5 protein-coding genes are annotated in these 17049 nt (G+C 45.9%); all 5 read right to left on the reverse strand.

Annotation, left to right across the window (positions count from 1 at the left end; translation table 11 throughout):
- Positions 1-75 precede the first annotated feature (75 nt).
- The 5 genes from HUF13_RS08170 to HUF13_RS08190 are packed head-to-tail and all read right to left on the reverse strand — an operon-like array spanning position 76 to position 17049.
- Complete coding sequence (locus tag HUF13_RS08170) at positions 76-6423, reverse strand: non-ribosomal peptide synthetase (RefSeq protein ID WP_173474670.1); 6348 nt, start codon at positions 6421-6423, stop codon at positions 76-78.
- A gap of 9 nt (positions 6424-6432) precedes the next feature.
- Positions 6433-8049 carry an AMP-binding protein gene (locus tag HUF13_RS08175; RefSeq protein WP_173474671.1) on the reverse strand — a complete coding sequence of 539 codons (1617 nt, stop codon included), beginning with the start codon at positions 8047-8049 and terminating at the stop codon, positions 6433-6435.
- The gene (locus tag HUF13_RS08180) at positions 8027-8704 is read right to left on the reverse strand and encodes a 4'-phosphopantetheinyl transferase superfamily protein (protein WP_173474672.1); all 678 of its coding nucleotides are present in this window, start codon (positions 8702-8704) and stop codon (positions 8027-8029) included. The genes HUF13_RS08175 and HUF13_RS08180 overlap by 23 nt, the downstream gene beginning before the upstream one ends.
- On the reverse strand, positions 8705-10159 hold the full coding sequence (locus HUF13_RS08185) for a condensation domain-containing protein (protein ID WP_173474673.1): 1455 nt from the start codon (positions 10157-10159) through the stop codon (positions 8705-8707).
- Complete coding sequence (locus HUF13_RS08190; RefSeq protein ID WP_173474674.1) at positions 10159-17049, reverse strand: non-ribosomal peptide synthetase; 6891 nt, start codon at positions 17047-17049, stop codon at positions 10159-10161. The genes HUF13_RS08185 and HUF13_RS08190 overlap by 1 nt, the downstream gene beginning before the upstream one ends.

The raw sequence follows: 17049 nt of genomic DNA on the forward strand, positions 1-17049 counted from the left end.
AACGCGTAACGAGAATGACGAAAAAAAGAAGCGCCGGAAAAATTTTCCGACGCTATTTTATACTAAGGAGAGATGTTAGTGGATAAGGCTTATGAACTCCTTGATGCTTTTTGCTTGAAGAATTTGGTCGATGTTTACGGTCTTCTTGAGGTCTAGAGCGATTTTGTCGACGAGTTTCATCAAGGTGATGGAATCTCCTCCGATGGAGTAGAAATCATCGTTCATAGAAATGCCTGGATTTTCGAAAACGTTTTGCCAGATTTCGAGCATTGCTTTTTCTTCGTCAGAAATGTTCTCGTTCGTGGTGCTTGCTGGTGTCGCTGTTGCAATAGAAATTTCCGGAATTGGAAGTTGCTTTTTGTCAACCTTGCCGTTGGCGGAAAGCGGGAATGAATCCATTGTAACGATGCGCGACGGAATCATGTATCCTGTGAGCGTTTTTGAAATCTCGGCCTTGATGGTGCTTTCGGCGTTTTCGATGCTTGCCCCGAGAACGTAAGCGATGATTTGCTTGCCGCTGCCCGGAACGTCCTTGAGCGCAGCGACAGCACGTGAAACAAACCCTGTATGCATAATTGCGGATTCGATTTCACCAAGTTCAATGCGGAAACCATTGAGCTTGATTTGCGTATCGGAACGGCCCAGGAATTCAATAAAGCCTTCTGTTTTGAGTTTGCCCAAATCGCCGGTGCGGTATATGCGGCCAAGTTGTGGATGCTTGATAAATGCCTTATTTGTTTTTTCTGGATCGTTGTTGTAGCCCTTCGCGAGTCCAACGCCACCAATGTAGAGGTCGCCTTGAACTTCTGGCGGACAAAGTTTAAGCTCTTCGTCGAGAACGTAGAATGTTTGGTTTTTCATCGGGTAACCATAAGGGATACAATCCCATTCCGGGCGCACTTCACTAAATGGGTAGATGATGGACCAAATAGCCGCTTCGGTGGCGCCACCGAGACTGATGAGGTCTGCGGTGCTGCCTGCGTTCTTTGCGGTGGTGCAAATGTCGAGAGGAATGCGGTCGCCCGAAAGGAGTACCTTGCGGAGCGAAAGCTTGCTAGAATCATTTGCCGAGATGCGGTGCTTCATCGCCATGTCGAAAAGAACAGGGACGGAATTCCAAACGGTCACATTTTGCGTTGTGAGAATTTGACAAACTTCGCTCATGTCGCGCGCATCGCTTACCAATGCTAGCTTTGCGCCGCTGCTGAGAGCTCCGAAAATATCGTAGACGGAGAGGTCAAAGCAAATCGAAGAAATGCCGATGAGAGCATCATTTTCGTTTAAGGACAAACGTTCATTGACATCGATGATGGTATTTGCTGTTGCTCCGTGCTGCATGATGACGCCCTTGGGCTTGCCTGTACTACCTGATGTGTAGATGATATAGGCTTCATCTTCCGGGGCGTTTATCATTTGGAGTGGTTTGTCGCTGTAGTTTTGGATTCCTTTAGCTTCGAGGTAAGATTTTTTCAAGAGGCATTTGCAATTGCCGTCTTGCATAATGAAATCTATGCGTTCCTTCGGATACGAAACATCGACCGGAACATAAACGCCGCCCGCCTTGAGAATGCCGAGAATGCTTGCAATTGTTTCAGGAATGCGCTCTCCTAAAACGGCGACTCGGTCTCCGCGGACAACGCCTTTTTCTTGCAACAAATTGGCAATGCGATTCGAAAGGCTGTCGAGTTCGGCGTATGTGAGCGAGGAATCTTTCCCGACAACTGCGGTGCGGTTCTTGAACAATGGCATTGCGCTATTGACGAGCCCGTGTAATGTTTTTTTCGGTGCCGGCTTGACTTCGGGATTGTAGCGTTCCCATACTAGGTTGATTTCGGGGAAACATGTTTCGTGTTCGCCGTTGGCAATGTAGCGGATGTTTTCGACAAAGTCATGGAACATCTGATCAATAATTGTCGGGTCGAAAATTTCCTTGACAACGTCCCATGTTACATAGAGCTTTTTGCCCATTTCGGCAATTTGGTTGTCGATGAAAATCTGCGGAGTTTGCGAAATGGAGTAGCGCAATTTGCCGAGAACTTCGTAATAATTTTCGGGAGCATCGAACAGAACGCATGTGAACACCACGGGCAAAATAGCCTTGCCAAATTGATTCTTCGACTTTGCCAATTCGCGCATGATTTCGGTGCCGTCGTAAGACAAGTGGTCAAGACCATCGACAATACGGTTTTGCACATCGGTAGCCTGCTTCCACAAATTGTCTTCGTTCATCGAAAGCGCAAGCGGTAAAAGCTTGGTGAAGTCACCGATAATCTTTTCGACATCCTTATGGAATGGCTTGCGTTCAAATGCCGTCAAGTTCAGCACCATATCGCGCTGGTTGCTCCAACGTTCAAGAACTTTGGCGTAGATGGTGCAAAGGAGCGCCGATGGCGATACGCGATGGGCCTTGGCAACTTCCTTGAACTTGGACCAAGTCTTTTTACAGATGACATCTTGCTTGCGCGTGATTGTATAATCGGTGCAATCCGAAATTTTCTGTGCAAGTGGAACATGCGGGTATTCAGGGAAGCTTGGCAATCGTTCAAGCCAGTAGGCTTTATCTTCTTCGTAGCGTTTCTCATCGCGGGAATGCGAAAGGTCACGGACGTAGCGCTCGTAAGAGTAGCCAATGCGTTCTTCAAAAGGTTGCTTGCGCAAAATTCGTCCCAAGTCCGAGAAGAAAATCTGCATGCTGTCGCCATCGCAAACCATCAAGTCGAAACTCACGAAGATAATGCGGTTCGTGTCGCCGTAATCGATGGCCTTGAATGTAAAGAGTGGCCATTGGTCGTGCTTGTAAATATGATGCGAAAGTTCGTTGCGAATTTTAAGCGACTCGGATTCGCGTTCAGCAGCAGTGCAATGGACAACTTCAACTTTGTAATCGGGAACTTCGGTCAGGACTTTTTGCGTTCCGCTCGGGAGGAATATGGCCCTGAATGCATCGTGCTTTTTGACGACTTTGCGGATGGCGTTTTCGATTTCTGCAACGGTGTATTGCGAATCGATTTCGAAATAATAGTGGGCATTGTATTTGCCGAGCTCAAAATGGTCATTGCGTCCGTTTAAGTAGGCGAGCTGAACGCCTGTCATCGGAAATTCCGCACCCTTGCCGGAAACTCCCGTGTCTGCATTTTGTGTGTATGCCGTTTCGTTCTTGGTAACGATTTTATCTTCGACAGTTTCTGCAAATTCCTTTGCGTTTGGAGTGTTCAAAACGGAGACGAATGGAACGCGGATGCCAAATTTTTGATCAATGCGTTGGGCGATTCGTTGCGCCTTGATGGAATCGCCACCGAGCTCAAAGAAGTCCAGACTGCAATCGATTTCTTTCAAGTCAAGAACAGATTTCCAAATATCGATAATGGCCGATTGCGTCTCGGTGAGAACGATGGGTGATTTTGCTTCAGCGCTTTCGTTCGTATTTGCTGTAAGCGTTTGCAAAAGCGATTTGCGATCGAGCTTGCCGTTCGCGGAAAGAGGCATTTCGTCCAAGTGAACGAATCGGTGCGGCACCATGTAGGCGGGCAAGAATTGAGAGAGCTCTTTCTTGAAAACTTCCTTGTCTGTTTGCTTGCCTGTGTAAAATGCAACGATGTGCTTGCTCGGATCCAAAACAACGATGGAGGCATCGACTTGTTCTAGCGAATTCATGCGTTGTTCGATTTCACCGAGCTCAATACGGTAGCCGCCGACTTTGACCTGATTGTCTTTGCGGCCGAGGAAGACTACGTAACCGTTTGCGGAAAAACGCCCAAAGTCACCGGTCTTGTAAATGCGACCGAATTTGGGATGGTAGATAAATGCGGCCTTTGTCTTTTCTTCGCTATTGGCGTAGCCTTGTGCAACGCCCACACCGCCGATATAGATTTCGCCTTGAATTTCGGGCGGGCAAATTTCAAGAGATTCATTCAGAATGTAAATCGTTTGGTTCGCAAGCGGATATCCGTAAGGGATGCTTTGCCAACTAGGATCTACGTGTACGATGGGGAAATAAATGGACCAAATGGATGCTTCGGTTGCGCCGCCCAAACTGTAAATTTTTGCTTCAGGGAAATGTTTGCGGATGCGTGCGGGGAGCGAAACAGGAATCCAGTCGCCGCTCATGAGGACGTTTTTCAATTCATGATTGACGTAGGTTTCGTCGAGGCTGTCGATGAAAAGTTCCATGCCGGCCGGCACTGAATTCCACAGGATGTTTTTGGAAGAATCTACAAAACGCTTGATCTCGTCAGTTTCGCGGATGTCCTTTGCTATGTCAAGTTCTGCACCTGCAATCAAGGAACCGAAAAGATCGTAAACGGAAAGGTCGAAGCAGTATGAAGAGAGTCCAAGAATCGAAGCGTTTTCGTTAATTCCCATGCGTTCGTTGATGTCGAGAATCGTATTCATCATGGCCGCGTAAGAAATCGACACGCCTTTGGGAACGCCCGTGCTGCCGGAAGTGTATATAACGTAAGCGGTTGCATCGAGATTCGGATTTGGAGCGAAGTCTGCACGTTCGCGAGTCGGTGCTTCTACGAGCTTTTGCGGATTGACAAGCAATTTGCAATTGGAATTTTTGACAATATATTCCTTGCGGTCTTCGGGCCACTTGTCATCAACGGGAATGTATGTGGCACCCACGCCCATCGTGGCAAGGATGGCGATGACTGTTGAAAAATTCTTCTGCGAAAGAATGGCGATGGAATCGTTGCAATTGACGCCCTGCTTTTTAAGCATGTACATGGCTTTGCGTACAGAATCTTCGAGCTCGCCGTAAGTCATGGTTGTCATGACACCGTTCTTGAGTGCTATGCGATCATGGTATTTCTCGAAGGATTTTTGCAGGTATTCAATCGGATGCTTGATATCGAATTCTTTTTTTGTCGAATTGTATGCGATAACTCTTTCTTCGAATTGTGGCGCTTGAACAGTACATTCGCCAGTTTTTGAAAAAGCTTCGATGCTTTCGCTGTAGTAACGGAACATTTCAGTGATGGTATTCGGAGTGAATATCTTTTCGAGATAGTCCCAAGAAATCATCAATGAGCCATCGTGAGTTTTGCAAATTTGGTTGTCGATGCTGACTTGCGATGTTTGTGATTGAACATACGAAACCTGCAAGCCCTTGGCTTCGGGGAGCCTCCCGAAAAGCATACTCGTGAAAACAATCGGCATCGGATTTTCGTTGTCGATTTGTTTTTGGCGGATGAGATCGCGAATGACTTCGACGCCTTCGTAAGCGCTGTGGTCGATTCGTTCGTACATGCGGTCGCGAATGGCTTGTAACGCTTCTCGAAGCGGCAATTGCGCAATTTGGGTGTTGTCAAAATCGAAAATAACATTGCTTGTATAATCGCCGATGATGTAGTTCATGCCTTCTACACCGTAAGGGCGATTGAGCATCGTGATGTTGACAGAAAACTTCTCGCTTTCGCTAAATCGTGCGAGCGTTTTCAAGTAAAGGTAGAAGAGGACAACGCTAGATGTGACGCCGTTCTTGCGGGCAGTAATTTCCATGTTGCGGAGAGTGTCCTTACTGAACACATTCTGCATGCGCTTGCAAATGTTTGCCTCGTTATTGCGCGATGCTGTAACAGGGAGCTTTGGTGCGGCAGGAATATCGGCTTCAAGCTTGTGCCAAAATTCTGCATCGCTATCGTGCTTCGCGTTATCCTTGCGCGACTTAATCCATTCTACATATTCCGGGATTGATTCAAAATCGTATTCAGGGAGTTTTCCTTCATGATAGAGCATCAGAAATTCCGATGCGAGCCCTTGTGCGCTCATCCCGTCTACAAACATGAGCTCTAAATCGACGGTTGCGATATTGCGTTTTTCTGTAGAAATGTTGGTGATATCGAAAAGTGGCCACTTGCTAAGATCACGCATTTCTGTTTGTGCCTGTAAGCGCTTCTCGTCAAGAACTTTTTTTAAATCCGCTTCAGAAACGCTGGTGCGTTCGATTTTAAAATTCTTGCTGATATCTTTTGCAAGAATACATTGATTTTCTTCTTCTACGAATGCTCGGAGTGCTTCGTGTTTTTCAATCAATTGACGGAAACATTCTTCGGCCTTGTCGATGTCCAAAGAATGTTCCACTTCAAAATAGATATGCGTGGAGTTTACAGACCCGTGAAAGTTTTGCTCTCTCCCGAGTCTGTAAGACTGCTGCATTGGCGTTAGGGGGATTTTTTTTTCGACTTCGGCACCTTTGCCGAGCTTTTCTTGAATCTTATCAACCAAGTCGCCGATTGTTTCTGCTTTGACCAAATCGAGCATTCCGAATTCTATGCTGAGTTTGTTCTTGACTTCTCCAAGGAATCGGAACATTTGAATGGAATCTTCAAAAACTTCGTAGAGGGATGTTTCTGTTTGGACGTTTTGCTTTAGAATTTGATTAACGATTTCGAGAATTTCTTTTTGCGAAAATTGCGACATGGAATCTCCTTAGATTTTACCTTCTTTGTAGGCGGCGTACAGTTTTTCTTTGGCGATTTTTCCGGTTCCTGTAAGCACTAGTGATTTGAGCGGGATGACTTCTTTGAGACCGAAACCCATTTCCGAGAAGACGAAATCTTTGAGTGAATGTGTATTCACTTTTTCGGGTTCGCAATATTCGACAAAGAGGTAGATGTAATTTGTAGACGCTGCGGAATCGTTTACGCCGCAGGCAGCGCAGCGGTAGCCGAATTTTGAAGTGACAACTTGTTCGATATCGCGCAAGTAAATGTTTTTGCCGTGGATAAAGAACATGTCTTTTTTGCGGCCCACAACGTATAAAAGTCCATTGCTCAAAAAGCCGAGATCGCCCGTGTCGAGCCATCCGTCAACAAACATATCCGAAGAATCCTTGTTTAAGTAGCCGGTGCAGATGTAATCGCTGAACACCTGGATGCTTCCCACGGTGTTATCGGGAAGGACTTTGTTTTCTTCATCGCAGATGCGGATTTGCATTTCGGGAATCGGTCGGCCCTGGCACACGATATCTTTTGCGTTTTCACGGAGCCCCTTCATGTCGAAATCAATACCCGATGTTACCTTGTTCATGTCGAGTTCTGGATATTCGTGGTCCATGTTGAACGTTACGGCGCCCAAAGCTTCGGTAAGGCCGTAAAGCGGAACGATGGCGTGTTCGTGCATTCCGAATTTGGCCATGGTTTGGGTAAATTCGGCAAAAACTTTTTTGGAGAGGGGTTCACCGCCGTTCAAAATAAAATCGATGCAAGATAGATCCCATTTTTCGCTGCCGTCCAAGGCTTTCAAGAGAAGCGGATAGGCAAAATTCGGGGCGGAAGTCTTTGTGGCTCGCGTCTTGCTGACCGCATCGAACCATGATTTCGGATTCTGGATGAATTCTGCGGCGTCCATGTGGACGGCACCCGTCTTGTAGTACATCGGGATTGTGATGAGCGTGACAACGCCGAAGGCGTGCTCTAGCGGGAGCCATTGCAACCATGTATCTTTTGAACTTGTCTTTAATGCAATGTTCAAATTCTTGAGCATCAGAAGGAACCTTTCGTTTGTCATCATTACGCCCTTGGGGTCCGAAGTACTTCCTGATGAATAAAGTACAAGTGCGAGTGCTTTTGGATCAACATCGACGTAATCGATTTCGCTTGGCAAATCTTGCGGGATTTGTGTGATTTCTTCGGGAACGGTGATTAAACGTTTCAAATCACATTCCTTCCAGAAAAACTTGATGAATTCTGCCGTTTCGGTGTCGGCGATGATGGCTGCTTGTGGATTGGCGTTTGCCACGCGAATTAATCGGGTTACGTGGTCTTTGCTACGAGCGGCCGTCAATAAAACGGGGGCGATTCCCATGCTCAACAATGCATAGAAATTCCCCATGAAGGCTTTTTTCGATGCTCCGTTAATTTGGAAAATGACAAGATCGCCTTGCTTGAGGCCTGCCTTTTCAAAAGTATGTCGTGCGTAAAGAATGCGTGTCTTGAGTTCGGCTTTCGAAAAATTTGTTGCAATTCCGTTTTTCATTAGAATGATGCGAAAATCGCATTCAAGGTATTCCTTCAATTTTTGATTAAGCGAAGGCAAGTTTTCCATTTTGTGGTTCTCCTATTAAAAAATCAAAGAGGTCAATTTTGGTGAGGTATTTGACGGGTAAAAGTTCCGAGCCGAAAACGCTGGTAACAGTTTTCTCATCGTTGATGACTTGCATTTTTCCAGATCTGTAATCGAATGAATCCCCGTGATAGCCAGAAAAGTTGATACAGGAAATGTTTTCATCAATTCCTGTACCAACGTATTTGAGGAAACATTCTTTCATTGACCACAGACGTGCAAATGTACGAGCCTTGTCGTTGGAACGATTGATGGCTTGCTGTTCGAAAAAGTTCATTGCTCTTGGAACGCAATCTAAATTGCGGTCATCGACATCAGTGATGTCTACGCCAACCGGAAAAATGGCAAGTGCGCAAGCGATGCCTCCTGCGGTATGTGATAAGCTAAATTGCAATTCGGGCATGCCTTTGATAAACGGCTTTCCGTAAGGACCGAATTCAAATTCAACTTTTTCGTCAATGCCTTTTTCTTCTATTAGGGCGTATCGCAAAAGAATGTAAGCGAGTGCGGAAAGTTTGCGATCTTTGAAAAAACGGTACTTGTCAACGCGTTTTGCGCGTTGCTCGCTCAGTAGGGGCCATAGCCCCGCCAAGTCGCACTCTGTAAATGTTTCGGTTTCTGTGAAAATGTAAAGCACTTACAAAACCTCGTCCCATTTTTCGGTGAGCAATCGTTTGAGTAAATTCACGTTTGTAGCGAACATCTGCTTTAATGTTTCTGGTGCAAAAGCGGGTTCTGCATAATCCCAATTGATGGAAAGCCTCCCGTCAAAATTGGTGACTTGATAATCCAATACAACTTGCGGAGTTTTGCTCAATGCGTAAATTTGTTGCAATCCTTGGGGTAAATCGCTGTTGGACTTTTGCCCGTTTTCAAGCACGCAAGTGATGACAATCGGCATTTGTGCGCGCATGGGCGAAAGACCTTCCTTGAATTTGAGAATCTTTGTACCGTCGTATGTATGGAAGCGTACAAGTTGCCACATGTCTTTTTGCACGGACTGCACGCATTCCAAAAAGTTCTTGCATTTTTTCGAAAGCGTGATGAATGCAATGTTCGTGAAATCGCCAACGACCGAGTTGATGTCTTTGTGAAGCGGTAAGCGATTGAACAAAGTGGAATTGATGGTGAGTGAATCGCACTTGCTGAAACCAAGGAGCGCCTTGAGATAGGCGGTGCTGATGACGGCGGCAGGTGTTGTGCGATATTCGCGGCATTTCTGCTGGAATAACGCAAACTCATCGACTGTCAATTCTCCAGAAATTCTTGAAAAACGATGGTTGTGAATTTCTGAAAGCGGTTTTGCATATGGCAAGTCCGGTTCGCAAACGAGCTCGTTTATTTTTGATTTCCAGAATGCTTCGGCTTGCGAGTAATCTTGCTGCTTTTCGAATGTAATCAAGTCGTTGCAATAATCCTTGAAGGAGTAATCGACCCATTGCACGGTTTCGTTGCGATAAAGTTTGAACATCTGCGAAAGCGCGATTTTTGCACTCCAGGCATCCATAATCATGCAGTCGAAATCAAAATGCAGAACGTCTTTTGTGTTTGGCACGCGCGAAATGCGCATCGTAAAGAACGGCCATTGATTCAATGGATAAATGTGGTGGCTCCATTCCTTGCGCTTTTCGAGACGTTCTTCGATGGATTTTAATTCGACAACTTCAATGGAATACGTCGGGGCGGTTTCGAGAACGCGCTGTGTTCCTTTTGCAGAAATCACAAGGCGAAGAGCATCATCGTGAGCGATAACTTCGTTCCATGCGTTTTGCAACCGCGTTACATCAAGCGTTTCGTCAAGTTCAACTTCCAAATAATAATGCGTGTTGATCCCGCCAAGATCGTAAACAGGATCGCGACCGACAAGGTATGATTTTTGAATGGGCGAGAGCGGGAAAGAATTTTGTTCTTCTTCCGCTTGCTTTTCGAGAAGCGCGATGATTCCGGCCTTGTTTGCCTTTAAACATTCCTTGTCTTCGCTAGAAAGCGCTCCGCTTGCAGCGCGGAATTTTAGCTTGCCCTCTTCGAGCCAAAGCGTTACGCCGCGCTGTACGAAACTTTCAATGAGTTCCTTTGCGGTTAGAGAATCCATTAGTTGTTCTCCTGCAAATTTTTCAAGGAAAGTTTTTCGGCAAGTTCCGACGCAAATTCCTTCGATGTGAATGCGGTGAAATGGTCGCCTTTGAGTTGCTCGTATTTGATTTCACCAATGCAAAGGTCATCCCATTTTTGGAACAGCATCTTGTCTGCATTCTTGAAAATGCTGTTGCTGTTGTCAGCCTTGAAATAGCGCAAATCGCCGAAATACGGAGTCGGATTGTAATTGATCATGACGTTGAAATTTTGATCGAACGTATTCTTAATTCGAGCAAAGGCTTCGTCGGTCATGCTATTGCCAAAATCACCGGAGTATTCCTTGATTTTCTGGAATCGCTCGCTTGATGCCAATGCGTTGAAAGTCCGGATGGCATCTGCATCAGGCGATTGACCGATAATCTTTTCGAAATCGTTTTCATCAATGATTTTTTTCTTTGTTTCTTCGATATAGCTGTTCATCAAGAAGGTGATGTCTTCGAACTTGAAACCAACCTTTTCTGGATTAACGTCAATCAATGTGGCAAAGAAGAAATCTTTAATGTTTGTCTGCTTGATTTCGAACGGCAAACGTGCTCCTTCGATGATGGCAAGGTCCACAATTTCGATTTCAGCATTTTCGAGACGTTCAGCAAGTTCCAATGAAAGTTTTCCATTGAAGCTATAACCGATGATCTGTACTTTCTTGACGCCAGCTTCTATAATCTTGTCTGCAAATTCCTTGGCCAAGACGCTTGCAACTTCAGCCTCGCCAATTTCAAAGAAGTGTTGCGTATTCGAAAGTTTGAACGTGAAAATTTCGCCTTCGTCCTGACTTTCCATGAGCGGAATAATTTCATGGAACATTTCGTCGTTCCAAAGAACGGTCGGGAGGAGTACTCTTGCACAATCGTCCTTTGCCTTGCCGTAACGTTTGAGTTGAATGAACTCTCCCGAATTGTCAGTTGCTTCTTCGACTTCGTTTTTCAAGAAGCGTGCAACTTCAGTGACTGTCGGGAAATCAAGCATCTGCTTCAATATGGCATCGAATGTCTTGTCCGAAGCGAGTTCGTTGCGGATGGTCGTTGCCATTTGCGCCATGAGCAAGGAATCTGCGCCAAAGTCATAGAAGTTGTCGTCTTTACCGAGAGAGTCGATATTCAAAGCCTTGATGGCAATTTCGATAAGGCGATTTTCGATGGATTGGTCTTTACCCTGTGATGCTTCGAATGCATCTGCGTAATGTTTGAGCGCCTGCTGGTCTACGCTTCCGTTTGCGGCTAAAGGCAACTTGTCGAGAATATGGATAGACGTGTTCTTTTCAGGGCAGATGTCGTTTAGTATCAACTTTACAGAAGATTCGGAAACTTCATCCCTGTCATACTTGAATTGCTTGACGTAAAGGTATCCGCCTAGCATTTTGGCCTTTGCTTCATCTTGCGGGAATGTTGTTGCGTTTGCAAGACCGTCTTTTTGACGTAGCAATTCAATCCAATCTTCTTTAGGCAAGAACATGTGTTTTTCTCTAATCTTGTCTATGGGCTTATCCATCATCAAAGCCTGCGATACGGATATGGATGCAGTATCGGAACCGACTTCTTCGATAAAGAGATAACCGCCTGGGACTAGAGTTTTCTTCATTTGTTCTAGCGTGTGGTCTAGATCTATGGAGTTGGCCATCGCGCCGCCACATAGAATAATGTCGACACTGTTTTCGGGGAGTCCTTGGCTTTCGAATTCTTCGTTAAAGTCCAATTGCGTGAAAATCATTGCTGGATCTTTATGCGTGTATTCTCCAGCCATGGGGAAGAATTGTGTAAACTTGTCTGTGAAATTGTATATGAAAGGGAAACCTGATTCTTTAAGACCTGCGAACGCCTGTCTTGTGATTTGCCCTGTGCCAGCACCCAATTCAAGAATTCTCCATGTTTTCTTGGAATCCGTTGCCATAATCTGCTTCAAAAATTCTACGAGATGTTCGTTGATAATCTTGTAGCTGTTTTGGGCCTGTACAATATCAGACCAATTTTGCAACGCATTGTTTTCGTGATTGTCGCTGTAGTTCTTGTAGACAAAATCATTTGGATCGGCGTTGCCTGCTAAAACTTCGCCAAAGTGGATTCCGTTTTCTTTGAGATAACGAACGTATGGCTTCGAAGCGATATGGCTATCGGTGTTTTGAATGACTTCGTCCCATTTATTTTCGTTTTGTTCGAGCGAAACATCTTGTAAAATCTTGAATTTGTTGCCGCAAGGTGTGATGTTGCCATTTTCTAAAAGAACATTTATCCATTCTTGGGCGTGGAAACGGAATTTTTCCGGTATGGCATTTTCGAGTTCTTCCTTGGTAAAATCTTTGCCGTAAACAAGAATATTGTTTTGCAAAAGTCCAAGAAGAATGGAGTCGGCAGCCGTTTTTTCAATGTTCTTGTAGCTATTGCTGATTTTTTCCCAATCGAAGTTTTTATGTGTCGCGGAAATTTCTTTATCCACCTGAGTTACGTTTTTGGTGAAAATTTCTTCACATTCATCAATTCGATTTTTCTGCTTTTTGCGTGGTTCCACGGCAACGATGAGGTTGTCTTTATTGTTGCCCAAGAATGCTGTCGCTTTTTCAATTGGCAAACTGCTGACAAGTGCTTCTTCAACTTGCGTAAGGTTTAGCGCGCCTGTCTTGGCCTTAGATTCCTCGAAGAACTTGAGGATGTTCTTGCGGTCGATTTTTCCATTTGCAGAAAGTGGCAATGCATTGAATTCTTGGATGTAGCCCGGGTGCATGTAATGCAACAGGTATTTATCGAGATGTTCCTTGAGCTTTTCGTTATCGATAACTTGTTTATCGCTCTTGACTTGCTTGACAAAGAACAGCACATGCAAAAGATCAAGTGCACTGTCGTTAGCCGGGAATGAACTCAGGTTGACGTTCTTTTCGCCATGCAAAAGTTTTTCGGTCCATTTGCTTCGAGACATTTTGAGCTGTTCAAAAATCTGCTTCTGGCGTTCTAAATCGTCAGAAGGAACATCCATCAAAAGTGCCTGCGTGATGGTAATCCAAGCGGAGAGTTCATAGGATTCCAGGAACATAAAGTGCCCACCGGGAACGAGAACGTCTTCGATTTGCGATAGAGTCTTGCCGAAATCAATCGCGTTGTCCATGACGTAGCCGCCAAAGACGATGTCAAACGTATTCGATTTTAATCCCTGCTTGCGGAAATCTTCATTTACGTCTAACTGCTTGAATACAAGTTCCGGATAATCCTTGAACATTTCTGCCGCTGTCGGGAAGAAGTGCTTCAAGTAATCGGTGAAGTAGTATTCAAACTTGTGTCCCTTCAATACCGGCAAAAGGTAGCGTGTTGCAGAACCGGTTCCTGCGCCGACTTCCAAAATGCGAATGGTTCGGTTTGGATTTTCGTCCAAGATTTTTTTGAAGTACTCCGCCAATGTGTTGTACGCAATACGCATGATTTTGTTTTTGACGTAAAGCGAATCGACATAGCGGTATTTGTCGCCTTTTTCGGGGTAAAGGAATTTTCCCGGATCCACTTTGCCTTGCGCAATTTCTGCGAGATGGTCGCCGTTAAGCTTGACGTATTCAAGAAAGTCTTTTGAAATGTATTCGCCATTCCAAATTTCGTAGGCGTTCTTCCAAAGATTTTCCTTTTCGCCTTCGGTAGCGTCAATGTGGCAAATGTAAGATTCGCCTTGCTGTTCGATGAACTTTTCGGCAAGCAGGTAGCCGAGCCATTGCGTGACAAGCCAATGGTATTTTGCAATGACCGGAGCTTTGATTTCATCAATGGTGTATGCCTTATCCTTTTGGAAAACGCCCATCTTTTGTAGCTCGAACAAGATGGTGTAAGCGCTGGCTCTTTCTTCGGCCTTGTAACCATCTTCGACTTGTTTCATGTCAATTTCGCCGATGCGGTCTTGCATGAACTTTTCGATAGCTTTTTCGCGTTCTACAAATTTTTGCTTGTTAACGTTGATTTCGTTTGCGGTTGCATTTTCAGCAACAATTGCGGAATAGATTTCGCGCTTGTCTGCACTTACGATGGCTACAGCTTCCTTAATGGCGGGGAAGTCTTTCAAGACGTTTTCGATTTCGCCGAGTTCAATACGATGGCCACGGATTTTTACCTGCGTGTCTTCACGACCGAGGAATTCGATTTCACCACCGGGGAGATAACGCCCCATGTCGCCGGTCAAGTAAACTTGTTCATCTGTTTTGGGGAGCGCTACAAACTGTGCGGCAGTGCGTTCTGCATCCAAGTAGTATCCTAGTGCAACGCCATCGCCTCCGAGTGCAATTTGCCCAGCGACCATTGTCGGGCACGGCTGCAAATTGTTGTCGAGAATATGCATCGTCTGGTTTGCGAGCGGGCGGCCATAAGGCAAAATTTTGAGACCGTCGTTTGGATCGTAACGATGATAGTTGGACCAAATGGAGGCTTCTGTCGCACCGCCAAGGCAAATCACATCAACGCCGGGAGCAGCCTTGCGGATTCTTTCGGGCATGTCAACAGGAATCCAGTCGCCGGAGAGGAATACTTCACGGAGCGGGAGCGGTTCTGCAGAGTTCTTGCTTTCGACAAAGTTCAGGAGCATCTTCATCAATGCGGGCACGGTATTCCATACGGTAATGTTGTGCTTGTGAATGAGGGCTTCCCAAACTTCGGGGTTCATGTAATCTTCGGTGGTCGGGTAAATAAGCGTGCCGCCATAGCCGAGAACGCCAAAGAGATCGTATACGGAAAGGTCAAAGTTCAACTGCGAAAGTCCGAGAACAGCATCGTCTGCGGTAACGCCAAAACGGTCGTTCATGTCATCGATAGTGTTCATCGCGCCTTTGTGTGTAATTACGACACCCTTAGGCTCGCCTGTACTGCCGCTCGTGTAGATGATGTAGGCGATATCATCGGGAGTGCGCTTCGGAAATCTGGAGCAATCGACTGCAAAATCATTTGCACCGAGTGTATCGACATTGATGGTCGTGATTTCACCTTCAAGGAGTGCTTCGTCGTTAGAAATGCCGATGGCCACTTTTGCGCCTGTTTTCTTGACAATTTTTTCGGCGCGGCCTTTTGCTTTGGCGGCTGCAATCGGCACGTAAATGGCTCCGGCGTACAGAATGCCGAATACAGATACGACTTGCCATGCTGATTTTTCCATCAAGACGGGAACGCAATCCTGAGCCTTTACGCCACAGGTGATCAGTTGGTCTGCCAGAACTTTAGCGCGTGCGTCGAGTTCTTCGAATGTGAATTTAACATGACCATCGTCAATGGCGATTTTCTTTGGAGTGCGCTTGACGCTTTCGATAAAGTCATCTTGCAGCATTCGCACATTCCAATCCTTGCGTGTGTCGTTTGCAGCTTTGCGCTCTGCGGCATCGCGGGCGGGGAGCGCGATTTCAGCAACATCTTCCCAATCGGCGTTTTCTTCAGCGAGAGCGAGCAAACGCTTTTCGAATGCTTCGAACATGGAATCCAAAACGCCTTCTGGGAATACGCCTTCGCGATAGTCCCAGTTGACTTGCAATCCGAAAGCGCCATCCATCACTTGGCAGTCGATAAAGGTTTGTGGCGTCTGTGAAATGCCTCCGACAAAGTCTCCGCGCAATGGTGCCCCCGAATCGGCGAGGCCAATCGCGCTTGTATAAACGATTGGCATCGAAAGCCCTGTTTTTTTACTTTGTCTAGAGATTTCGCGCATGACTTCGACGCCACTGAAAAGGCGGTTGTCCAAGTCCGCAAAAAGCTGGCCGTTTATTTTGCGGGTGCGAGAAAGGAAGTTTTCTTTTGCGGCGCAATCGACTTCGAGCAGACTGAGCGATGTGAAATCGCCAACGATGTCCATGACTTTTTCATGGAGCGGGAGTCTGTTCAAAACGGTCATGTTGATGCAGAAACGTTTATTGCGGCTCCACTTGGCAAGTACATCGGCGTAGCACGAAAGAATCGGAACAGTCGGCGTGAGGCCGTATTGCTTGGCGCGATTTTTCATGCGGTTCCAAGTATCTGCAGGGATTCTCAAGAACTTGCGCCCAAAGGCATCCTTTGCTTCGGAGGCTGGGAGTTTCGGCAATTCCGGCGCATCAGGGAGATTCTCGATGCGGTCCATCCAATACTTCTTTTCTTTTTCGTACTGTGCGGTTGCCTTGAGTTTCTTTTCGGCAATCAAATAATCGCGGAAAGAAAGTTCTTCTTCACCTGTGACGGCAATTTCGTCAAAATAGGCGGCTTCAAATTCGGCAACGAGTTTCCAAATGCTTGTCCAGTCGGCGAGCAAAAATTCAATCGAAAAATGGAGAATGGCGCTTTCATTGTTGCGACTTACGGCAAGACCGAACATAGGCCATTTGCCAACGGTATAGGCACGGTTGCCCATTTCTTTGCGGAACTTTTCAAATTCGTTTGCTTTTTCAGGATGCTTCACCAAGTCCCATTCCGGAATTTCCAATTCGGGAACATCCTTCATTACCTGCTGATAACCGCTTTCGTTGATGACCGCATGGAGCATGTCGTATTTGCGCGTAATCGCATTCCAAATGTCGCGAACTTTTTGCGTTTCGAGTTCTGCGTAACGGATTTCAAGATAAACGTGGCAAGCGACGCCGCCATATTCAAAAGTTTTGCTGCGTCCAAGCAAATAAGCGGATTGTACATCGGTAAGCGGGAACGGTTCAAAACGATTGGTGCGGTCAATGACAATGGCAACATTACTATCGTCACTTTTTTCGCTCAAGTACTTTATCAAAGTTTCTTTGTTTGCCTTGAGTTCTGCGAGTACAGCGGGGGTCATAGCCTCCTTGGAAGCCTTGTACTTGATTTTCCCGTTTTCCGTCCACAAGTGAATTCCGTTTGCTTCAAAACGGTTGACCAAATTTTGCATGTTCTTGTCTGTCAT

The organism is Fibrobacter succinogenes, assembly GCF_902779965.1.
GTDB lineage: Bacteria > Fibrobacterota > Fibrobacteria > Fibrobacterales > Fibrobacteraceae > Fibrobacter > Fibrobacter succinogenes_F.

Excerpts from the sequence above, each read along its gene's own strand:
- HUF13_RS08170 (WP_173474670.1), bottom strand. The coding sequence starts at position 6,423 with ATGTCGCAATTTTCGCAAAAAGAAATTCTCGAAATCGTTAATCAAATT.
- HUF13_RS08175 (WP_173474671.1), bottom strand. The coding sequence starts at position 8,049 with ATGGAAAACTTGCCTTCGCTTAATCAAAAATTGAAGGAATACCTTGAA.
- HUF13_RS08185 (WP_173474673.1), bottom strand. The coding sequence starts at position 10,159 with ATGGATTCTCTAACCGCAAAGGAACTCATTGAAAGTTTCGTACAGCGC.
- HUF13_RS08190 (WP_173474674.1), bottom strand. The coding sequence starts at position 17,049 with ATGACAGACAAGAACATGCAAAATTTGGTCAACCGTTTTGAAGCAAAC.